Here is a 19,797-nt window from a genome sequence, read left to right as displayed (position 1 = left end):
GCCGGCTCAGACAGTCTGACGAGGAGTAAGTACCCGACATGACCAGTCAGTCCACCCTGCAGTCCGTACCTGCCCTGGGGACGCACCCGGCCTCCGGCTCCAACCCGAGCCGCGCCGAGACCAGGGAGCAGCTCGCCAAGGCGTCGTACGACCTTCTTGTGATCGGCGGCGGCATCCTGGGCATCTCCACCGCCTGGCACGCCGCGCAGTCCGGGCTCAGGGTGGCGCTGGTCGACGCCGGCGACTTCGCCGGCGCCACCTCCTCCGCCTCCTCCAAGCTGCTCCACGGCGGCCTGCGCTACCTGCAGACCGGCGCGGTGAAGCTGGTGGCGGAGAACCACTTCGAGCGCCGTGCGGTCTCCCGCCAGGTGGCCCCCCACCTGGCGAACCCGCTCACCTTCTACCTCCCCGTGTACAAGGGCGGGCCGCACGGCGCGGCGAAGCTCGGCGCGGGCGTCTTCGCCTACTCCGCGCTCTCCGCGTTCGGCGACGGCGTGGGCCACCTGCTGTCGCCGGCCAAGGCGGCGCAGGACGTGCCCGAGCTGCGCACCGAGAACCTCAAGGCCGTGGCCGTGTACGGCGACGACCAGATGAACGACGCGCGCATGGCGCTGATGACGGTCCGCGCGGCCGTCGAGGCGGGCGCGGTCGTCCTCAACCACGCCGAGGTGACGGGCCTGCGCTTCACCCGGGGCCGGGTCACCGGCGCCGACCTCAAGGACCGGACCACCGGTGACGAGTTCGGTGTCAACGCCCGCCTGGTGCTGAACGCGACCGGCCCCTGGGTCGACCACCTGCGCCGGATGGAGGACCCGAACGCGGCGCCGTCCATCCGCCTGTCCAAGGGCGCGCACCTGGTCCTGAAGCGGACCTCCCCGTGGAAGGCCGCCCTCGCGACCCCGATCGACAAGTACCGCATCACCTTCGCCCTCCCCTGGGAGGACATGCTGCTGCTCGGCACCACCGACGAGGAGTACGAGGGCGACCCGGCGGACGTGTCCGTCAACGACAAGGACATAGCCCAGATCCTGGACGAGGCCGCGTTCTCCGTCCGGGACCAGCAGCTGAAGCGGGACCTCATCACCTACGCGTTCGCCGGTCTGCGGGTGCTGCCGGGCGGTCCCGGCGACACCGCCAAGGCCAAGCGCGAGACCGTGGTGACCGAGGGCAGGGGCGGCATGCTGTCCGTGGCGGGCGGCAAGTGGACGACGTTCCGCCACATCGGCCGGACCATCATGAAGAAGCTGGAGGCGCTGCCGGGTCACCCGCTCGGCGACGACTTCGAGCCGATCTCCTCGCTGCCGAAGAAGCTGCCGCTGCCGGGTGTCGCCAACCCGCGCGCGGTCGCCCACCGGCTGCTGGTCGACGGTCCGGCCCCGGGCCCGCGCATGGGCGCCGACACCGCGAAGCACCTGGCCACCCACTACGGCTCGCTCGCCTTCGACATCGCCCGCCTGGCGAACGACAACCCGGAGCTGGCCGAGCGCGTCCACCCCGACGCCCCGGAGATCTGGGCGCAGGTCGTGTGGGCCCGTGACCACGAGTGGGCCGAGACCACGGACGACGTGCTGCGCCGCCGTACCACCCTGACGATCCGCGGCCTGGCCACGGACGAGGTCAGGGCCAAGGTCCAGGACCTGCTGGACAAGAAGTAGACCCGCGCGGCGGCCGGTCCTCCCCCGACCCGAGCCCGACCGCCGCCGGCACTCCGGCCCCCGCCGCACCGGGTCCGGAATCACGAAGGGGCGGCCCCCACCGAGGGAGCCGCCCCTTCCGCCTGCCCGGCTCGCTTTCGCCGCGATGCCCTCTTCCCTCCCCCGCCCGTCCAGTGCTTGTGTCGGTGTCCGCGGTTCCCTCTCCTTTCCCGCCCCTCCCCAGGAGTTGACGCCATGACCCTGCTGACGAGCTGGCCCGAGTCCGGACCCGGGTCGGTGATCCGCCGTACCGCCGATCCCGGCGAGATCGCCGCGGTGCTGGCGCCCCTCGGGGTGCGCTACGAGCAGTGGCCGGTCCGTGCGGACGTGCCGGACGACGCCGGCAGCGAGACGGTGTTCGCCGCGTACGGCCCGGAGATCGACCGGCTCACCGCCGAGGAGGGCTTCACCACCGTCGACGTCCTGGGCCTGCACCCGGGCGACGACCCCGAGTACCCGGTGCGGGCGAAGGCCGCGCGGGAGAAGTTCCTGCAGGAGCACACCCACGACGACGATGACGAGGTCCGCTTCTTCGTCTCCGGCTCCGGCGTCTTCTACCTGCACGTGGACGGCGAGGTCCACGCGGTCCGCTGCGAGAAGGGCGACCTGCTGGGCGTGCCGCGCGGCACCCGGCACTGGTTCGACATGGGCGCCCGGCCCTCGTTCACCGCGATCCGCTTCTTCCACGAGGAGGACGGCTGGGTCGCCACCTTCACCGGCTCCGCCATCGCCTCCCGCTTCCCGGACCACGACACCATCGCCGCCGCCCACGAACGGGACAAGGGCGCCGCGTGAGGCCGCGGATCGAGGCGGACGCCGTGGTCCTCGACATCGAGGGCACCACGAGCGCCACGGGGTTCGTGGTGGACGTGCTGTACCCGTACTCCCGCGCCCGCTTCGCCGAGCTGCTCACCGAGCGGGCCGGGGAACCGGCGGTGGCCCGCGCGATGGCGCGGGTGCGGGAGCTGACGGGCGAGCCGGACGCGGACGCCGTACGGATCGAGGAGACGCTGAACGCCTGGCTGGACGAGGACCGCAAGGCCACCCCGCTGAAGACCCTGCAGGGCATCGTCTGGTCCGAGGGCTTCGCCCGCGGCGACCTCGTCTCCCACTTCTACGACGACGTCGTGCCCGCGCTGCGCACCTGGCACGCGGCGGGCGTACGGCTGTACGTGTACTCGTCCGGGTCGGTGGCGGCACAGCGGGCCTGGTTCTCCTCGACCCCCGTGGGAGACCTGCTGCCCCTGGTCTCGGGGCTGTACGACACCGAGAACGCGGGGCCGAAGCAGGAGCCGGAGTCGTACCGCCGGATCGCCGCGGCGGCCGGCGTGGCGGCGGACCGGCTGCTGTTCCTGTCCGACCGGCCGGGTGAGCTGGACGCGGCCCGGGAGGCGGGCTGGCGGACCGTCGGGATCCGGCGGCCCGGGGAGCCGTACTACGAGCAGGGGGTCGGCGGCCACGCGCAGGCGGGCACGTTCGACGAGATCACCGTCGCGAGGAGGAGCACATGACCGCCGACATCGGCGCGCTCGACCTGGAGGAGGCGGGGGCGGTCCTGGCCGCCGAGGCCGCCCGGTTCGCCTCGTTCGGCTGGATGCGGGGCACCTCCGGCAACCTGTCGGTGGTGCTGTCCCGCGATCCGCTGCGGCTGGCGGTCACCGCGAGCGGCCGTGACAAGGGCGAGCTGACGGCCGCCGACGTGGTGCTGGTGGACGGGCGGGGCGCGGCCGTGCGGGGCGGCAGGCCGTCGGCGGAGGCCGCGCTGCACGCGCGCGTGGCCGCGCTGACGGGTGCGGGCGCGGTGGTGCACGTGCATACCGTGGCGTCGGTGGCGATGGGGCGCCGGGCGCCCGGCGGGATCGTCCTCAGGGACCTGGAGATCCTCAAGGGGGTCGGCCAGCCCGCCCACGACGTCGACGTGCTGCTGCCGGTCATCGCCAACAGCCAGGACATGACGGAGCTGGGCGACCGGCTGGAGGCCGCGCGCAACCCCCGGATGCCGGCGGTGGTCGTCGCCGGGCACGGCCTGTACGTGTGGGGCGCGGACCCGCGGCAGGCCCGGCACCACACGGAGGTGGTGGAGTGGCTGCTGGAGCTGGAGCTGACGGGGAGGTGAGCCCGGACCGCCCCCGCATAATGTGCTGAGACATCCGACGTCTGGGCGACAGGAGACCGGCCGTGGCAGTCACCGACGAGGCGATCGAGAAGATCAAGGGCATGATCGTCTCCGGTGCGCTGCGGCCGGGCGACCGGCTGCCCAGGGAGAGCGAACTCGCCGCCGAGCTGGGCCTGTCCCGCAACTCCCTGCGGGAGGCCGTACGGGCGCTGTCGCTGATCCGGATCCTCGACGTCCGGCAGGGTGACGGCACGTATGTCACCAGCCTCGACCCGCAGTTGCTGCTGGAGGCCATGAGCTTCGTCGTGGACTTCCACCGCGACGACACGGTGCTGGAGTTCCTCGCGGTGCGCCGGATCCTGGAGCCGGCCGCGACCGCGCTGGCGGCCTCCCGGATCGGCGAGGACCGGCTGGACGCGCTCGCCGCGCAGGTGGACGCGCTGGGCGCGCAGCCCTCGGTGGAGCAACTGGTCGCCGCCGACCTGGAGTTCCACCGGAGCATCGTGCACAGCTCCGGGAACTCGGTGCTGTGCTCGCTGCTGGACGGGCTGTCCGGGCCCACCACGCGGGCGCGGATCTGGCGGGGCCTCACCCAGGAGGACGCGGTCGGCCGCACCCTGCGCGAGCACCGGGCGATCCTCGGCGCGCTGCGCGACCGGGACGCGGAGGCGGCGCGTTCCTGGGCGACGGTGCACATCGCGAGCGTGGAGCAGTGGCTGCGCAGCACGCTGTGAGCCCGGCCGGGGGCGCGGGGCCTCGCCGCTGACCGGGGTGTTCGGGGGCCGGGAACGGGGCAGTGATCCGTTCACTCCCCCGTGCAAGGGGGCTGCGGGCGCCCCCGCCGGACGCCGTAAGGTTGGTGAGTCAAGCGAGGGCACGTCGGAAGGAGGCACTGGGTGATCGAGCTGGAGGGGGTTCCCGAGCTGATCGACCCAGTCATGGTGGCCGCGTTCGAGGGCTGGAACGATGCCGGCGACGCCGCCTCCACGGCGGTCGCGCATCTGGAACGCGAGTGGAAGGGCGAGGTGTTCGCGGCGCTGGACGCCGAGGACTACTACGACTTCCAGGTGAACCGTCCCACGGTGTTCATGGACGGCGGTGTGCGCAAGATCACGTGGCCGACGACACGGTTGTCCGTGGTCCGCGTCGGCGGGGACAAGCCCCGTGATCTGGTGCTGGTCCGCGGTATCGAGCCGTCCATGCGCTGGCGTTCATTCTGCAACGAGCTGCTCGGCTTCGCCCACGAGCTGGGCGTGGAGCTGGTGGTCGTCCTGGGCGCCCTGCTCGGAGACACCCCGCACACGCGTCCGGTGCCGGTCAGCGGGGTCACGTCCGACCCGGACCTGGCCCGCCGGATGGACCTGGAGGAGACCAAGTACGAGGGGCCGACGGGCATCGTCGGCGTCCTGCAGGAGGCGTGCACGCACGCGGGCGTCCCGGCGGTGTCCCTGTGGGCGGCCGTACCGCACTACGTCTCCCAGCCGCCCAACCCGAAGGCGACGCTGGCGCTGCTCAACCGGCTGGAGGACCTGCTGGACCTGCGGATCCCGCAGGGTGAGCTGCCCGAGGACGCGCGGGCCTGGCAGGTGGGCGTGGACCAGCTGGCCGCGGAGGACAGCGAGGTCGCCGAGTACGTCCAGACGCTGGAGGAGGCCCGGGACACCGCGGAGCTTCCGGAGGCGTCCGGTGAGGCGATCGCGCGGGAGTTCGAGCGGTATCTGCGGCGCCGGGACGTGGGCCCTCCGGGCGGGAAGCAGAGGCCTCCGGCCGGTGGCGGCGGTTCCCGGGAGGACGACGAGGACGGCCCGGAGGACTGAGGCCGCGCAGGCCCGGGGCCTGGGGGTACGGAGAAGGGGCGGTTCCCGCATGGGGGAACCGCCCCTTGTCCGTGGTGCCGGCGCGATCCGGGGTGCTTTACAGGGCCACTCCCAGGAGCGCGTCCACCGCTCGTGTCACCACGCCGGGGGCACCGGTGTCCGTGCCGCCCTCCTGTTCCTGGCGGGCCGCCCAGCGGTCCACCGCCGCGAGCGCGGCGGGGGCGTCGAGGTCGTCGGACAGGGCCTCGCGGACCTCCTCGACCAGGGCGTCCGCCGACGGGCCGTCGGGACGGGAGACCGCCGCGCGCCAGCGGGCCAGGCGGGCTTCGGCGTCCTGGAGGACCTGGTCGGTCCACTCCCAGTCGGCGCGGTAGTGGTGGGCCAGCAGGGCCAGGCGGATGGCGGCGGGGTCGACGCCGTCACGGCGCAGCGCGGAGACGAAGACGAGGTTGCCCTTGGACTTGGACATCTTCTCGCCGTGCAGGGCGACCATGCCGGCGTGCACGTACGCCTTGGCCATGGGGAACTCGCCGGTGAGCACCTGGGCGTGCGAGGCGCCCATCTCGTGGTGCGGGAAGGCGAGGTCGGAGCCGCCGCCCTGGACGTCGAAGCCCATGCCGAAGTGGTCGAGGGCGATGGCCACGCACTCGATGTGCCAGCCGGGCCGGCCCCGGCCGAGGGTGCCGCCGTCCCAGCTGGGCTCGCCGGGCCGGGCCGCCATCCACAGCATCGGGTCGAGCGGGTTCTTCTTGCCCGGGCGGTCCGGGTCGCCGCCCCGCTCGGCGGACAGCAGCCGCATCGCGGCGGCGTCCAGCCGGGAGACCTTGCCGAAGTTCGGGTCGGACTCCACGGAGAAGTAGATGTCGCCCTCCAGCTCGTAGGCCGCGCCGAGTTCACGCAGCCGCTCCACGAGCGGGACGATGCCGGGTATCGCCTCCACGGCGCCGATGTAGTGCCGCGGCGGGAGCATCCGCAGGGCGGTCATGTCCTCGCGGAAGAGGGCCGTCTCCTTCTCGGCGAGGGCGACCCAGTCGACGCCGTCCCGGTCCGCCCGCTGCAGCAGGGGATCGTCGACGTCGGTGACGTTCTGGACGTAGTGGACCTGCCGCTTGGTGTCGAGCCACACGCGCTGGACGAGGTCGAACGCGTTGTAGGTCGCCGCGTGACCCATGTGGGTCGCGTCGTACGGCGTGATGCCGCAGACGTAGATGCGGGCGACGGGACCGGGGTCGAGGGTGACCAGGCCGCCGGTCGCGGTGTCGTGGATCCTCAGGTCGCGGCCCTGACCAGGCAGGGCGGGGACCTCGGAAGCGGGCCAGGCATGCATGTACATGAGCCTAACCGGCGCCGAGCTGCGGATACGAACGGGATCGGGCCGGATGGCCGGTTTCGCGTTCTTGTACCTCGGCGCCGGATGTGCTTACACGGGCGGCCAGGGGATGGCGGGCCACTCCCCGCTCGGCTCCGGATGCAGGCCGGAGGTGAGCAGCGCGTCGACACGCGCGCGCGTGGCGTCGATCTCGGCCGCCGTGATCAGCGCGGCCAGCCGCTCGCCCAGCGTGCCGTGCAGGCCGTCCCGCAGCTCCTTGAGGACCTCGACCGCGTCCGGGGTGAGGGGTTCCCCGGCCCAGCCCCACAGCAGCGTGCGCAGTTTGTTCTCGATGTTGAACGTGACGCCGTGGTCGATGCCGTAGAGCCGGCCGTCGGCGGTGGGCAGCAGGTGGCCGCCCTTGCGGTCGGCGTTGTTGATCACGGCGTCCAGGACGGCGAGGCGGCGCAGCCGCTCGTCGTCGGCGTGCACGAGGAGCGCGGTGCGGCCCTCGCCGACCTCGGCGAACCCGATGGCCTTCCAGCCGGGCTCCGGTTCCTCCCCGTCGACCAGGGCGAGCAGCTCGGCCTCGGCGTGGACGTCGACCCACAGCTGGCACATGCCCTCGCCGTACGGTCCGTCGCGCAGCACGGTGGGCGGCACGAGCCCCCAGCCGGTGGCCTCGGAGACCTCGTAGGCGGCCACCTCGCGGCCGGCGAGGGTGCCGTCGGGGAAGTCCCACAGGGGGCGCTCGCCGGCCACGGGCTTGTAGATGCAGGAGGCTTCCCGGCCGTCCAGGGCGACCGTGCAGAACAGGGCCGCGTTGGACGCCTCGCGGATCCGGCCGCGCACGGTCAGCTCACCCCGCGCGAGCAGCTCGGCGGGGTGCGGGCCGGCCGCCGCGGGGACGGCGGTCACGCCCCGCGGCGGTATCCGTTCTGGCGCGGACATACGTGTCCTTCCGGATCGAGCGGGAGGCTGCACAGCGGGCACGGTGGCCGCCCGGCGTTGACGATGTCGAGGGCGCGCTTGGCGAAGGCCCGGGCCTGCGCGCCGGTCAGCCGGACCCGCAGCATCGGGGGTCCGTTCTCCTCGTCCTGGAGCAGCCGCTCCTCGGCCTCCGCGAGGTCCTCCTCGGTGTCGGCGTCCAGCTCCACCAGGGCCTGCGCCTCGACGATCATGCGCTGTTCCTCGCCGTCCCAGGCCAGGGCCATGGTGCCGACGCGGAACTCCTCCTCGATGGGGGTCTCCAGCGGCGCGGTGTCGGCGATCTCCGACGGGGCCACGGCGGGGACGGCGGCGCTGCCGCCACTACGGCGTACGACCTCGTCCAGCAGTTCGTCCATGCGCTCGGCGAGCGCGGCGACCTGGGTCTTCTCCAGGACCACACTGGTCACCCGGGGGCCTGCGGTGGCCTGGAGGAAGAACGTACGGCGCCCGGGCAGTCCGACCGTGCCGGCCACGAAGCGGTCCGGCTGGTCGTAGAGGAACACCTGACGGGACACGTCCTGTCTCCATTGATTCGTGGTTTCGAGCGGTTCGGCGGTGCCGGCCGTGCGGATGTGCGACGGTGCGGGTCGCTTCACCCTACTGCGGCCGACGATCACGGTGCGCCCGCACCACCCCCGACCGGTGCGTCGCCGTCACCGGGTTCCTCGCGCGGGGCGAGCGAAGCGAAGTCCCCGGTGTCGCCGAGGCGTACGAGGAACGGCCGCAGGCGGGTGTAGCGGATGACGGTGACGGAGCAGGGCTCCACGGAGATCCGCTGGAAGAGGTCGAGGTGGAGGCCGAGGGCGTCGGCGACGAGCGCCTTGATGATGTCGCCGTGGGAGCACATGAGGTAGACGGCGTCGGCGCCGTGCTCCTGCTCCACGCGCGCGTTCCACTCGCGTACGGCCTCGGCGGCGCGGGTCTGCATGGCCCGCATGGACTCCCCGCCGGGGAAGGCGGCGGCGGACGGGTGGGCCTGGACGACCTCCATCAGCGGCTCGTCCCTCAGCTCGGCGAGCTTGCGGCCGGACCAGTCGCCGTAGTCGCACTCCCCGATCCGCTCGTCGGTGTGGGAGCGCAGGCCGGGGCGGGCCTGGAGCAGCGGCCGTACGGTCTCCTGGCAGCGCTGGAGGGGGCTGGTGACGACCTCGGAGATCGGCAGGGCGGCGAGCCGTGCGGGCAGGGCGGCGGCCTGCCGGGCGCCTTGCTCGTCCAGGGCGACGCCGGGCGTCCGCCCGGCGAGCACGCCCGAGGTGTTGGCGGTGGACCGTCCGTGCCTGACGAGGATCAGCGTGGGCATGCGGACCAGGGTAGGCGCATCATGTGGTGCGCCGGCGGTCGGGCGAAGGGAGAATGCGCAGCGTGATCATGGACTGCGCCGTCTACCGGCACGGGCACCGCACCGAGGGGCCGGAGGACCTGTCGGACGCGCTTGCCGAGGCACGGGCGGCGGGAGGATTCGTGTGGATCGGGCTGTACGAGCCGTCGGAGCGGGAATTCGACCTGGTCACCGACGAGTTCGGCCTGCATCCGCTGGCCGTGGAGGACGCCCTCAAGGCCCATCAGCGGCCGAAGCTGGAGGTGTACGACGACTCTCTGTTCATGGTGCTGAAGCCGGTCGTGTACGAACCCGACAGCGACACCGTCTCGGCCGGCGAGGTGATGGTCTTCGTCGGTGACTCCTTCGTGGTGACCGTCCGGCACGGGGAGGGTTCGCCGCTGGCGGCCGTGCGGCGCCGGCTGGAGGAGGAGCCGGAGATGCTCGACAAGGGGCCCACGGCCGTGCTGTACGCGATCGCCGACGCCACCGTGGACCACTACCTGGAGGTGGCGACGGAGCTGCAGACCGACCTGGACGAGCTGGAGGCGCAGGTGTTCCAGCCGGAGACCGGCACCTCCCGCAACACCGCGTCCCGTATCTACACGTTCAAGCGGCAGGTCCTGGAGTTCCGCCGGGCCACCGGGCCGTTGACGGTGCCGATGTCCCGGCTGGCCGGCAACGGCCCGCTCGGTGGCGCGGTGCCGTTCGTGCACGACGAGGCGCGGCCGTTCTTCCGGGACGTGGGCGACCACCTCACGCGCGTGAACGAGTCCGTGGAGGGCCTGGACCGGCTCGTGTCGGACATCCTGTCGGCCCACCTGGCGCAGATGAGCGTGCGGCAGAACGACGACATGCGGAAGATCTCGGCGTGGGCGGCGATGGCGGCGGTGCCCACGATGATCGCGGGGATCTACGGCATGAACTTCGACCACATGCCGGAGCTGCACTGGGTGGTGTCGTATCCGGCGGTGATCGTGCTGATGGCGGTGCTGGAGGTGCTGCTGTACCGGCTGTTCAAGCGGCGCGGCTGGCTGTGAGGTGCCTGGTGCGCGCCCGGCCCTACGCGAGCTCGGGGGCCGGGGCCGCCGGTCCGCCGAGGGCGTCGCGGTGCTCGGGCATGCGCAGGCCGGTCATGCGGTGCCAGCCGGCGAGGCGTTCGTAGACGTAGACGGCGTGGATGCCGGCCGCGAGCAGCGCCGACCGGGTCCTGGACCAGCCGAGGATGCGGCCCATGCGGGCCGTGACGGCGAGGCTGACATCCCGGTGGACGCGGATCTCGGCGAGCGCGCACGCGCGCAGGGTGCGCTGGATCAGCCGGCCGTGCCCGGCGGCGGCGAGGCGCAGCAGTTCCTCGTGGGTGTAGGCGAGGTGGTTGTCCTCGTCGTGGGAGATCACGCGGACGGCCCTGCCGATGTCGGGGTGGTCGGCGAAGTGCCTGAGCAGCAGTTCCATCTGCTCGGAGGCGCGCTGTTCGGTGACCCGGCTGTGCGCGAGGTAGACGACGATGTCCCGCTCGGTGAGCGGCTCGTCGCGGCGGAGCCTGTCGTGGGCGAGACCGATGCCGTCGCGCTCCAGCAGCATGGTGTAGTCGGTCTCGGGCGGTACGGGTACGGGGGTGAGCCCGCGTTTTCTCAGCAGGGCGGTGAAGATGCGGCCGTGCTTGTCCTCGTCGGCGCCGTGGCGGGCGATCTTCGGGGCCAGGGCGCGCTGGCTCGGCGGGACCAGGGCGGCGATCCGTCCGTTCTCCCAGCCGCCCTGGGCCTCTCCGCCGGCGGCGATGGAGCAGAAGAGCCGGAAGGACTCGTCGTGGGTGAGGATCTCCTGGAACAGGCTCTTGGCCGACAGCATGGGCGCCACCTCTCCGCAGCAGTTCCGCGGGTTTCCGCAAAGAACGAGTCAAATGCGGACAGACCGGAGCTGCAACAGGGGTGTGGAGCCACTCGGCCGAAGGAAGGACGGCGGGGGTCGTAACCGGGCGGCTCCGGGCGCGTTGTTCCCGGTGACGGCCGTGGCGGGGAAGACCCCCGAGCCCCCACCACGGCCGCGGGAACTCCCCCTCACGCGAGCCCGGCGCGCTCCAGTGCCTCGCTGCCGGCGCGCAGGGAGGCGAGCCGCTCCTCCAGCGTGAAGCCGGCCGGGGCCAGGCTGAGGGTGGTGACGCCGGCGGCGGCGTAGGCCTTCATCCGGTCGGCGATCCGGTCGACGGAGCCCAGCAGGGTGGTCCGGTCGATGAGGTCCTGCGGGATCGCGGCGGCGGCTCCCTGCTTGTCCCCGGACAGGTACTTCTGCTGGATCTCGGCGGCCTCCTTCTCGTAGCCCATGCGCTGCGCCAGCTGGTTGTAGAAGTTCTGCTTGGCGCTGCCCATGCCGCCGACGTACAGCGCGGTGTACGGGCGGAAGGTGTCGGCGAGCCGGGAGACGTCCTTGTCGTCGCCGAGGGCGAGCGGCAGGGTCGGGCACACGTCGAAGCCGTCGAGCGTCAGACCCGCCTTCTCCCGGCCCGCGCGCAGGTACTTCATGGTGGTCTCCTCCAGGTGCTCGGCGGAGGGGAAGATGAGCAGGGCGCCGTCGGCGATCTCGCCGGTCTGCTCCAGGTTCTTCGGGCCGATCGCGGCGATGTAGAGCGGGATGTGCTCGCGCTGCGGGTGCACGGTCAGCTTGATCGGCTTGCCCGGGCCGCCGGGCAGCGGCAGCGTCCAGTGCTCGCCCTCGTACGTCAGCCGCTCCCGGGTCATCGCCCGGCGGACGATCTCCACGTACTCGCGGGTGCGGGCCAGCGGCTTGTCGAACGTGACGCCGTACCAGCCCTCGGAGACCTGCGGGCCGGAGACGCCGAGGCCGAGCCGGAAGCGACCTCCGGAGAGCGAGTCGAGCGTGGCCGCGGTCATCGCGGTCATCGCGGGCTGCCGGGCCGGGATCTGGAAGATGGCCGAGCCGACGTCGATGCGCTCGGTCTGGGCGGCGACCCAGCTGAGCACCGTGGCCGCGTCGGAGCCGTAGGCCTCGGCGGCCCAGCACACCGCGTAGCCCAGCCGGTCGGCCTCCTGCGCCACGGCCAGGTTGTCGCCGTCCATTCCGGCACCCCAGTAGCCGAGGTTGATCCCGAGCTGCATGGCCGCATCCCCTTACCCGTGAGTAACGTGCTTGTGGGGCAGACCTTAGCGCGAGGGCGGGCGCGGGGGCACCCACCCCGCACGGCCGCGTCACCCCGCCCCCGCACCGGCCGGTCCGGTTGTCCACAGGCCACCCACCGCACCGGTTCTGGCCAGTAATCTCGCGGGCATGGAGCAGAGGCATCTCGGCCGGACCGGCCTGCGCGTGTCCCGGATCGGACTCGGCACCCTCACCTGGGGGCGGGACACCGACGAGCACGACGCCGCGGACATGCTGAAGGCGTTCTGGGAAGCCGGCGGCACCCTGGTCGACACCGCGGACGTGTACGGCCACGGGGAGGCGGAGTATCTGCTCGGACGGCTCATGGACGGCCTGGTGCCGCGCCGCGACCTGGTCGTCTCCACCAAGGCGGGCAGCATCCCCGACCCGGACCGCCGCTTCGACGGCTCCCGCGGCCATCTGCTCGCCGCGCTCGACGCCTCCCTGGCCCGCCTGGGCACGGACTACGTCGACGTGTGGCACATCCACGCCTACGACCCCGGCACCCCGCTGGAGGAGACGCTCCACGCCCTCGACCTCGCGGTGAGCAGCGGCCGGGCCCGGTACGCGGGCGTCTCCAACTTCTGCGGCTGGCAGCTGGCCAAGGCGGCCACCTGGCAGCTCGCCGCGCCGGGCGTCCGCACCCGGCTGGCCAGCACGCAGATGGAGTACTCGCTGCTGCAGCGGGGCGTGGAGCGGGAGGTGCTGCCGGCCGCGCTCGACCTCGGCGTGGGCCTGCTGCCCTCCTCCCCGCTCGGCCGGGGGGTGCTGACCGGAAAGTACCGGCACACCACTCCCCCGGACTCGCGCGGCGCCTCCGAGCACCTGGCGCCGTTCGTGGAGCCGTACCTGGACGACACGGCGACCCGGATCGTGGACGCGGTGACGACGGCCGCCGACGGGCTCGCCGTGACCCCGCTCCAGGTGGCCCTCGCCTGGGTCCGGGACCGGCCCGGAGTGGCCGCGCCGATCGTCGGCGCGCGCAACGCGCAGCAGCTCACGGCGGCGTTGTCAGTGGAGGCCCTTAGTCTTCCTGACGAGATCTGCAGGGCGCTGGACGATGTGTCGGCGCCCGTGCACCGCTATCCCGATCACGACTGGAGCACGCTGTGAGCACGGAGCCGGAGACCACGGAGAAAGCCGGGCCGGGGACACCGGACACCCGTGAGCCCCACGGGACCCCGAGCGGGGGGTCCGAGGGGGGCGCCGCGGCCGAGGGCGCGGAGACCGTCGAGGGCATGGAGACTGCCGAGGGCGCGGAGACCGTCGAGGGCAGTGGGGGCGCCGGAGGCGCCGAGAATACCGAGGCCACGGGGAGCGCCGGAGGCACCGAGATCCCTGAGGGCGAGGGAGCCGCCGAGGGTGCGGGGGCCGCTGGGGGCTCACGGGCCGACGGCGGTCCGGGCACGGCCGAGGGGGCGGAGGGCCCGGACGGTGCGGAGGCTTCCGGAAGCACGGAGAACCCCGGCGCTCCGGACGCCGCCGAAGACGTGGCGGGCGTCGAGGGGGGCGCTGATGGGGCCGGGGGTGGTGGCTCCGACGCCGGGGCCGGGTCCGGGGAGTTGTCCGAGGCGGAGGCCGAGCTGGCCGCGCAGCGGCTCGAGCGGGAGCGGATCGAGCGGCGCAAGGCCGAGAAGAGGGGCCCGATCGACAGCGGCGGCAAGCTGAGCGGCACGGCCGCCGACCTGCTCGCGGCCGTCCGGGCCGTGGAGAGCGGTGAGAAGCCGGTGGCCACGGTGTTCGCGGAGCCCGCGCCGCCCCCGCGCCGCCCCGCCCCGGAACCGGTGCGCAAGCCCCGGCCCACCCCCGCGCCCGCCGTGCCCAGCGGCCCCGCACCGCAGACCCTCGACGCCGTACGCCGTGTGCTGGCCGAGGGCGGCGCGCCCGAGGCCCTGGCCTCCCAGGTCGCCGCGGCCCTCGGTGAGGGCGCCGACAGCGCGCTGCGGGAGGACCCCTGGCAGCTGCTCCGGGTCGGCGGCGTACGGCCGGAACAGGCCGACGGCTTCGCCCGGGCGCTGCTCGGCGCGGCCTGTGGCCCGGACGACGAGCGGCGGGGCCGCGCGATGACCGTCTGGCTGCTGGAGCAGGCGGCCGTGGCCGGGCACACCGCCCTGGACCTGCCCGCCCTCACCGCGGCGCTGGGCCGGCAGGGCGTGCCGGACCCGGACGCGGCCGTGCAGGGCGCACTCGCCGAGGGCGAGGCGCTGGTCTTCCAGGACGCCCTGGAGGAGCCCGGCGCCCCCGCGGCACCGGACGCGGACGAGGAGGAGCAGGAGCGGCCGGTCCGGGTCCTCGTCGGTCTGGAGCGGTACGCGCTGGCCGAGGAGAGCCTCGCCGACGGTCTGGCCCGCCTGGTCAACTCCCTGGCCAAGGAGGCCGGACAGGCCTGGGAGACGCTCGCCGCCGGGCTGTCCGGCGGTGCGGCCGAGCTGGCGCGCGCGGTCGCCGGACACGGTCTGGTGCTGCACACCGGCGGGGAGGCGGCCCGCGCCGAACCGGCCGCGCTGCTCGGTGCCGCCCGCGCGGCGGGCCTGCGGGCCTTCGTCGCCTGCCACACGCCGGACGGGTGCCGGCGCCTGGCCGAGCGGCTGGGCGGGGAGCCGGCGGAGCAGGGCGTGGGCACGGTCACCGGGCTGCTGTCCGGCGCGGAGGGCCCGGGCCGGGACGCGGACGGCGCCCTGGAACTCGACCTGCTGATCGTGCTGGACGCGCCCCAGCTGGACGTGGAGGGCGCCGCGATGCTGGTGGAGTCGCTGCCCGACGGGGCCCGGCTGGTGCTCAGCGGCGACCCCGGGGTGCTGTGGTCGGCCGGTCCGGGCCGGGTCTTCGCCGACCTGCTCGCGGCCCGGGTCTGCCCGCAGGCCGCCTCCCGCGTCCCGGACCCCGGTCCGCTCGGCGAGTTGGTCTCCGGCATCGGCGTCGGCGAGCTGAACCAGGTCGAGGCACCCGGCAAGGAGGTCGTCATCGTGCCGGTGCGGGACGCGGCCGAGGCCGTGCACCGCACGGTGCAGCTGGTCGCGGACTCGGTGCCGCGGGCGCTCGGCGTCCCGGCCGACCAGACCGTGGTGATCACCCCGGGCCACGGCGGAGCCGCGGGCACCCGCGCCCTCAACTCCGCCCTGAAGGAGCGCCTCAACCCCGGCCCCGGCCGGTTCGGCGGCTTCGACCCCGGCGACCGGATCGCCTACTCCCCCGCGCCGGGGCGCACGGTCCCGGGTGTGGTGGTGAAGGCCGACGCCGACGGGCTGCACCTGTCGTGCGCCGGCGCCCCCGTCGTCGTGCCCCGGGAACGGGTGGAGGCCAGCGTCCGGCACGGCTGGGCACTGACCGCGCACCAGGCGGTGGGCGCCCGCTGGCCCGCGGCGGTCGTGGTCCTGCCCGGCGACGCGGTGCAGGCGCTCAGCCGCCCCTGGGTGTACACGGCGTTCGGCCGGGCGGAGCGGCACCTGTCCGTGGTGCACGGCGTGGAACAGGCCCTGCCGAAGGCGGTCGCGGAGATCCCGGCCAAGCCCCGCACGACCCGCCTGCAGACGCTTCTGCGCACGCAGGGCGCCTGACCCTTCCCGCGCCCGCCTCCGCGTCGGCGTCGGCGTCGGCGGTGCCGTACCGGCCCCAGGGCCCCTACGGCACCGCCGGCACCCTCACTTCTCGGCGTCGAGCGGCTCCAGCTCGCCGTCCCCGTCCTCTTCGGGCTCCGCTTCCCCGTCCTCGCCGTCCTCGTCCTCGTCCTCGACGAACTCGAGGTCGTCGTCCCCGTCCTCACCGTCGGAGACGTCGTCGTCGAAGACCGCACTGACGTCGAACCGGCACACCACCTGCTGCGGATCGACGTGCTCGAACGGTGCCTCCAGCCACTCCCCGGCCTCGGGCGGTTCCTCCGCCGCGGTGACCCAGAGCGTGGAGTCGCCCTCCTCCAGGCCGAACTCCTTGTGCCGGGAGGCGATCTCGTCCGGTTCGAACTCGCCGAAGAGGACGCCCAGCGCCCCGGGGACGGTCCCGGCGGCGGCGTCCTCGTCCGGGCCGTCGTCGTACTCCGCCGCCTCGACGCGCTGGGCCTGCGCCAGCAGCCGCTGGGGTTCGGTGACGGTGTAGTCGCGGCGGATCAGCACACTGATCGCGTGGGGTTCCTCCGGTCCCGCGTACGGCGGCAGTGCGTCCTCCGCACCGGGGATCTCGAAGGGGGTGACCTCGTCGTAGCGGTCGTAGAGCAGCTCGTCGTACGCCTCGGCCGCAGCGGCCAGCTGGTTGAACGCCTCGGAGACGGCCGGGTCGTCCTCCCCCGACCTGCGTTCGACCGCGGCCAGATGACGGTCGAGCGCGGTCTTGACGGCCTCGGCGGCGGCGCGTACCTCGGCAGCGGTGGGCTGCGCAGCATCAGACATAGTGCAGACGCTATCCGTACCGGGCACCAGCCCGCACAATAGATGCGATGCCGGAATACGAATTTGTCGACGTGTACGTACCTCGCGGGGTCTCCCGCAAGGACGCCACACGTCTGCTGACGGACCATGCCGAGTACGGACACTGGGAGTTGGACCGACTGAGCCTCTTGCGCGACGGCAGCCGCAAGGTGCGGTTGCGCCGGCGGATCATCCGCCAGGTGCGTGCCACGTGGTGAGTCCGGTCCTGTGACCGGACGTGACGGAGCGGGCCCCGCCGGCATGGCAGGGCCCGCTCCGTTTTCCGGTCAGGCCGCGGCCCGGGCCTTGCGGTAGATCACCGCGCCCGCGAGCAGCGCGCCCGCGCCGGCCGGCAGCGCGAGGCCGAGCGGCAGCTCACTGCCCGTGTGGGCGAGCTGCGCGTTGGCCAGGGGCTGGGCGGAGCGGCCCGCCTGCGCCGTGACGTGGGACGTGGCGTGGCCGGCGGAGCCGCCGCCCGTGCCGGGCTGGGTGCCGGTGCCGGGGTGGCCGGGCTTGCCGGAGTCGCCCGGGTGACCGGGGTGGCCCGGCTTGCCGGGGTGGCCCGGAGTGCCAGGGGTGCCCGGCTGACCGGGGTGGCCCGGCTGACCCGGGTGCCCGGGCTCGCCCGGCTGACCCGGGTGCCCGGGCTCGCCCGGCTGACCCGGCTGCCCGGGGTGTCCCGGATGTCCCGGATTTCCGGGCGGGTTGCCGTACCCGCCCTCGTCGCCCTCATTGGCGCAGCCGTTCCCCGTCGTGGCGTTGCCCGCGCCGACGACGTCGACGCTGTTGCCGCACACGTTCACCGGGACGTCGATCGGCGCCTGGACGGTGTTGCCGGAGCCGACGCCCGGCGAGCCGCCGGTGTGGCCGCCCGCGTGGGCGCCGCCGGAGCCGCTGTGCCCGCCCCCCGTGGAGGCTCCCGAAGTGCCGCCGTGGTTGGCGCATGTGGTGCCCACCGACGGGTTGAGCAGCCCGACCACGTTCACGGTGTTGCCGCAGATGTTCACCGGTGCGTGCACCGGCGCCTGCACCGTGTTGCCGGACAGTACGCCGGGCGAACCCCCGGCGCTGCCCGCAGCGCCCGCGTCGGCGTGGGCGTAGCCGCTCGCGGCGGCGATCACACCGGTCGCCGCCGCCATGGTCATCAGGCCCTTGCGCGTGCCCTGTCGCATGCTGAATTCCCCCCTGCCTTCCATCTCTTCGCTCGTGAAAGACCGGTCGGCCTCGGAGCGCATGGCGCGCGCTCCGAGGCCGACGGGTCGTAAGAAGACGCCCCTCAGGGAGCCGGCGTCACCTGTTGACGCAGGCGTTGCCGAAGGCGGGGTTCAGGAGCCCGATCACGTTGATCGTGTTGCCGCACACGTTCACCGGGACGTGTACGGGCGCCTGGATGACGTTGCCGGACACCACGCCCGGGGAGCCCACGGCGGCACCCTGGGCACCGGAGTCGGCGACGGCGAGGCCCGCACCCGCGAGAACCAGCCCACCGGTGGCAGCCGCAGCAGCGACGACCTTCTTGATCATTCTTCCTCCTTGTTGGCAATGCGACCCCAAGGCGCGGGATCACATCAGCTGTAACGAGGAGGGACTGATGAAGCTACGAACCGATCGTCGCATTCACCCTTCTCAGTCGGTGTCGTACGACTGCCCGAATGCCTGAGGGCAGAGCGTCACGACGCGTCGATGAACCGGTCGAGCACCCGCACGCCGAACTGCAGCCCGTCCACCGGGACCCGCTCGTCCACGCCGTGGAACATGCCGGCGAAGTCCAGCTCCGGCGGCAGCTTCAGCGGGGCGAAGCCGAAGCCGCGGATGCCGAGGTCGTCGAAGGACTTGGCGTCGGTGCCCCCGGAGAGCATGTAGGGGATCGCCTTGGCGGTCGGGTCCTCGGCGAGCAGCGCGGACTGCATGGCCTCGACCAGGGCGCCGTCGAAGCCGGTCTCCAGCGCCTTGTCGGTGTGCACGTCCTCGCGGCGGACGTTCGGACCGAGCAGCCGGTCGAGGTCGGCGAGGAACTCCTCCTCGTGACCGGGCAGGAAGCGGCCGTCGATGTGGGCGGTGGCCTCGCCCGGGATGACGTTGACCTTGTAGCCGGCGGTGAGCTGGGTGGGGTTGGCGGTGTTGCTCAGGGTCGCGCCGATCAGCTTGGCGATACCGCCGAGCTTGGCGATGGTGGCCTCCATGTCCTCCGGGTCCAGCTCGGTGCCGAGCGCGTCGCCCAGCTCGTCGAGGAAGGCGCGGGTGGTCTTGGTGACCCGTACCGGGAACCTGTGGCGGCCGACCCGGGCGACGGCCTCGGACAGCTCGGTGATGGCGTTGTCGCGGTGGATCATCGAGCCGTGCCCGGCGGTGCCGGCCACGGTCAGCTTCATCCAGTGCATGCCCTTCTCGGCCGTCTGGATCAGGTAGAGCCGCCGCTGGTCGTTCACGGTGAAGGAGAAGCCGCCGACCTCGCTGATCGCCTCGGTGACGCCCTCGAACAGCTCGGGGTGGTGGTCGACCAGGTAGCGGGCGCCGTAGGTGCCGCCGGCCTCCTCGTCGGCGAGGAAGGCGAGCACGATGTCCCGCGGGGGCCGGCGTCCGCTGCGCAGCCGGTCCCGGACGACCGCCAGCGTCATGGCGTCCATGTCCTTCATGTCGACGGCCCCGCGTCCCCACACGCAGCCGTCGGCGATCTCCCCGGAGAAGGGGTCGTGGGTCCAGTCGACCGCGTTGGCCGGTACGACGTCCAGGTGGCCGTGGATGAGCAGCGCGGGCCGGGACGGGTCCTCGCCCTCGATGCGGGCCACCGTGGAGGCGCGGCCGGGGTGCGACTCGTAGATCTTCGGCTCCAGCCCGACCTCGGCGAGCTTCTCGGCGACCCACTCGGCGGCCTTGCGCTCGCCCGGGCCGGAGTGGTCGCCGTAGTTGCTGGTGTCGAACCGGATCAGCTCGCGGCAGAGGTCCACGACCTCGTCCTCGCCGGTGACGCTCCTGGCCGTGTCCGTCTCGCTCACG

20 protein-coding genes are annotated in these 19,797 nt (G+C 73.4%); 10 read left to right on the top strand and 10 right to left on the bottom strand.

What is annotated here, in order from left to right:
- Positions 1-38: 38 nt before the first annotated feature.
- From IEZ20_RS18960 to IEZ20_RS18935, 6 genes are all read left to right on the top strand, one after another.
- On the top strand, positions 39-1,655 hold the full coding sequence (locus IEZ20_RS18960) for a glycerol-3-phosphate dehydrogenase/oxidase (protein ID WP_189300157.1): 1,617 nt from the start codon (positions 39-41) through the stop codon (positions 1,653-1,655).
- A 234-nt stretch (positions 1,656-1,889) separates the two neighbouring features.
- Positions 1,890-2,489, top strand: a complete 600-nt coding sequence (locus IEZ20_RS18955) for a 1,2-dihydroxy-3-keto-5-methylthiopentene dioxygenase (protein WP_189300155.1) — start codon at positions 1,890-1,892, stop codon at positions 2,487-2,489.
- Positions 2,486-3,205 (top strand): acireductone synthase, encoded by a 720-nt coding sequence (gene mtnC / locus IEZ20_RS18950; RefSeq protein ID WP_189300153.1) that lies wholly within the window; start codon positions 2,486-2,488, stop codon positions 3,203-3,205. The genes IEZ20_RS18955 and mtnC overlap by 4 nt, the downstream gene beginning before the upstream one ends.
- Entirely contained in the window at positions 3,202-3,810 is a 609-nt protein-coding gene (gene mtnB, locus IEZ20_RS18945; protein ID WP_189300150.1) for a methylthioribulose 1-phosphate dehydratase, read from the top strand. The genes mtnC and mtnB overlap by 4 nt, the downstream gene beginning before the upstream one ends.
- A gap of 62 nt (positions 3,811-3,872) precedes the next feature.
- On the top strand, positions 3,873-4,544 hold the full coding sequence (locus tag IEZ20_RS18940; RefSeq protein ID WP_189300148.1) for a FadR/GntR family transcriptional regulator: 672 nt from the start codon (positions 3,873-3,875) through the stop codon (positions 4,542-4,544).
- A gap of 162 nt (positions 4,545-4,706) precedes the next feature.
- Positions 4,707-5,627, top strand: coding sequence for a PAC2 family protein (locus tag IEZ20_RS18935; protein WP_189300146.1), 921 nt, complete (start codon positions 4,707-4,709; stop codon positions 5,625-5,627).
- Between the two features lie 97 nt (positions 5,628-5,724).
- Here IEZ20_RS18935 and mshC read toward each other — a convergent pair whose 3' ends face one another.
- From mshC to IEZ20_RS18915, 4 genes are all read right to left on the bottom strand, one after another.
- Complete coding sequence (gene mshC, locus IEZ20_RS18930; RefSeq protein ID WP_189300144.1) at positions 5,725-6,954, bottom strand: cysteine--1-D-myo-inosityl 2-amino-2-deoxy-alpha-D-glucopyranoside ligase; 1,230 nt, start codon at positions 6,952-6,954, stop codon at positions 5,725-5,727.
- Between the two features lie 93 nt (positions 6,955-7,047).
- Entirely contained in the window at positions 7,048-7,887 is an 840-nt protein-coding gene (locus IEZ20_RS18925) for an SCO1664 family protein (protein ID WP_189300142.1), read from the bottom strand.
- Positions 7,851-8,441 carry a DUF3090 domain-containing protein gene (locus IEZ20_RS18920; protein ID WP_189300140.1) on the bottom strand — a complete coding sequence of 197 codons (591 nt, stop codon included), beginning with the start codon at positions 8,439-8,441 and terminating at the stop codon, positions 7,851-7,853. The genes IEZ20_RS18925 and IEZ20_RS18920 overlap by 37 nt, the downstream gene beginning before the upstream one ends.
- 98 nt (positions 8,442-8,539) lie before the next feature.
- On the bottom strand, positions 8,540-9,226 hold the full coding sequence (locus tag IEZ20_RS18915) for a histidine phosphatase family protein (protein WP_189300138.1): 687 nt from the start codon (positions 9,224-9,226) through the stop codon (positions 8,540-8,542).
- A gap of 62 nt (positions 9,227-9,288) precedes the next feature.
- Here IEZ20_RS18915 and corA point away from each other — a divergent pair, with 62 nt between their 5' ends.
- Entirely contained in the window at positions 9,289-10,284 is a 996-nt protein-coding gene (corA, locus tag IEZ20_RS18910) for a magnesium/cobalt transporter CorA (protein ID WP_189300557.1), read from the top strand.
- Positions 10,285-10,306: 22 nt separating this feature from the next.
- On the opposite strand, the gene IEZ20_RS18905 is transcribed toward corA, so the two are convergent.
- Positions 10,307-11,095 (bottom strand): ferritin-like domain-containing protein, encoded by a 789-nt coding sequence (locus tag IEZ20_RS18905; protein ID WP_189300136.1) that lies wholly within the window; start codon positions 11,093-11,095, stop codon positions 10,307-10,309.
- 209 nt (positions 11,096-11,304) lie between these two features.
- Positions 11,305-12,360 (bottom strand): LLM class F420-dependent oxidoreductase, encoded by a 1,056-nt coding sequence (locus tag IEZ20_RS18900; RefSeq protein WP_189300134.1) that lies wholly within the window; start codon positions 12,358-12,360, stop codon positions 11,305-11,307.
- 169 nt (positions 12,361-12,529) lie between these two features.
- On the opposite strand from IEZ20_RS18900, the gene IEZ20_RS18895 reads away from it, so the two are divergent.
- Both IEZ20_RS18895 and IEZ20_RS18890 read left to right on the top strand, forming a co-directional pair.
- Positions 12,530-13,513, top strand: a complete 984-nt coding sequence (locus tag IEZ20_RS18895; protein ID WP_189300131.1) for an aldo/keto reductase — start codon at positions 12,530-12,532, stop codon at positions 13,511-13,513.
- Positions 13,514-13,638: 125 nt separating this feature from the next.
- Positions 13,639-15,957: a helix-hairpin-helix domain-containing protein gene (locus IEZ20_RS18890; protein WP_373303944.1), complete on the top strand. Its 2,319-nt coding sequence runs from the start codon at positions 13,639-13,641 to the stop codon at positions 15,955-15,957.
- Between the two features lie 84 nt (positions 15,958-16,041).
- Here IEZ20_RS18890 and IEZ20_RS18885 read toward each other — a convergent pair whose 3' ends face one another.
- Positions 16,042-16,782, bottom strand: a complete 741-nt coding sequence (locus tag IEZ20_RS18885; protein WP_189300127.1) for a hypothetical protein — start codon at positions 16,780-16,782, stop codon at positions 16,042-16,044.
- 47 nt (positions 16,783-16,829) lie between these two features.
- On the opposite strand from IEZ20_RS18885, the gene IEZ20_RS18880 reads away from it, so the two are divergent.
- On the top strand, positions 16,830-17,018 hold the full coding sequence (locus IEZ20_RS18880) for a DUF5703 family protein (RefSeq protein WP_030053310.1): 189 nt from the start codon (positions 16,830-16,832) through the stop codon (positions 17,016-17,018).
- Positions 17,019-17,087: 69 nt separating this feature from the next.
- Here IEZ20_RS18880 and IEZ20_RS40610 read toward each other — a convergent pair whose 3' ends face one another.
- The 3 genes from IEZ20_RS40610 to IEZ20_RS18865 all read right to left on the bottom strand — a co-directional run bounded on the left by IEZ20_RS40610 (position 17,088) and on the right by IEZ20_RS18865 (position 19,796).
- Positions 17,088-17,972: a chaplin family protein gene (locus tag IEZ20_RS40610; RefSeq protein WP_189300125.1), complete on the bottom strand. Its 885-nt coding sequence runs from the start codon at positions 17,970-17,972 to the stop codon at positions 17,088-17,090.
- Positions 17,973-18,090: 118 nt separating this feature from the next.
- The gene (gene chpH / locus IEZ20_RS18870) at positions 18,091-18,324 is read right to left on the bottom strand and encodes a chaplin ChpH (protein WP_189300123.1); all 234 of its coding nucleotides are present in this window, start codon (positions 18,322-18,324) and stop codon (positions 18,091-18,093) included.
- A gap of 146 nt (positions 18,325-18,470) precedes the next feature.
- A complete protein-coding gene (locus IEZ20_RS18865) occupies positions 18,471-19,796 on the bottom strand; it encodes a M20/M25/M40 family metallo-hydrolase (RefSeq protein WP_189300121.1) in 1,326 nt (441 codons plus the stop codon).
- Position 19,797 lies beyond the last annotated feature (1 nt).

It is taken from the genome of Streptomyces cinerochromogenes (genome assembly GCF_014648635.1).
Taxonomy (GTDB): domain Bacteria; phylum Actinomycetota; class Actinomycetes; order Streptomycetales; family Streptomycetaceae; genus Streptomyces; species Streptomyces cinerochromogenes.
This window is presented reverse-complemented; position numbering and strand designations above follow the sequence as displayed.

Coding starts and splice junctions, on each gene's coding strand:
- IEZ20_RS18960 (WP_189300157.1), top strand. CDS start 39: ATGACCAGTCAGTCCACCCTGCAGTCCGTACCTGCCCTGGGGACGCAC.
- IEZ20_RS18955 (WP_189300155.1), top strand. CDS start 1,890: ATGACCCTGCTGACGAGCTGGCCCGAGTCCGGACCCGGGTCGGTGATC.
- mtnB (WP_189300150.1), top strand. CDS start 3,202: ATGACCGCCGACATCGGCGCGCTCGACCTGGAGGAGGCGGGGGCGGTC.
- mshC (WP_189300144.1), bottom strand. CDS start 6,954: ATGCATGCCTGGCCCGCTTCCGAGGTCCCCGCCCTGCCTGGTCAGGGC.
- IEZ20_RS18925 (WP_189300142.1), bottom strand. CDS start 7,887: ATGTCCGCGCCAGAACGGATACCGCCGCGGGGCGTGACCGCCGTCCCC.
- IEZ20_RS18915 (WP_189300138.1), bottom strand. CDS start 9,226: ATGCCCACGCTGATCCTCGTCAGGCACGGACGGTCCACCGCCAACACC.
- IEZ20_RS18905 (WP_189300136.1), bottom strand. CDS start 11,095: ATGCTGTCGGCCAAGAGCCTGTTCCAGGAGATCCTCACCCACGACGAG.
- IEZ20_RS18900 (WP_189300134.1), bottom strand. CDS start 12,360: ATGCAGCTCGGGATCAACCTCGGCTACTGGGGTGCCGGAATGGACGGC.
- IEZ20_RS18895 (WP_189300131.1), top strand. CDS start 12,530: ATGGAGCAGAGGCATCTCGGCCGGACCGGCCTGCGCGTGTCCCGGATC.
- IEZ20_RS18890 (WP_373303944.1), top strand. CDS start 13,639: ATGGAGACTGCCGAGGGCGCGGAGACCGTCGAGGGCAGTGGGGGCGCC.
- IEZ20_RS18885 (WP_189300127.1), bottom strand. CDS start 16,782: ATGTCTGATGCTGCGCAGCCCACCGCTGCCGAGGTACGCGCCGCCGCC.
- IEZ20_RS18880 (WP_030053310.1), top strand. CDS start 16,830: ATGCCGGAATACGAATTTGTCGACGTGTACGTACCTCGCGGGGTCTCC.
- IEZ20_RS40610 (WP_189300125.1), bottom strand. CDS start 17,972: ATGCGACAGGGCACGCGCAAGGGCCTGATGACCATGGCGGCGGCGACC.
- chpH (WP_189300123.1), bottom strand. CDS start 18,324: ATGATCAAGAAGGTCGTCGCTGCTGCGGCTGCCACCGGTGGGCTGGTT.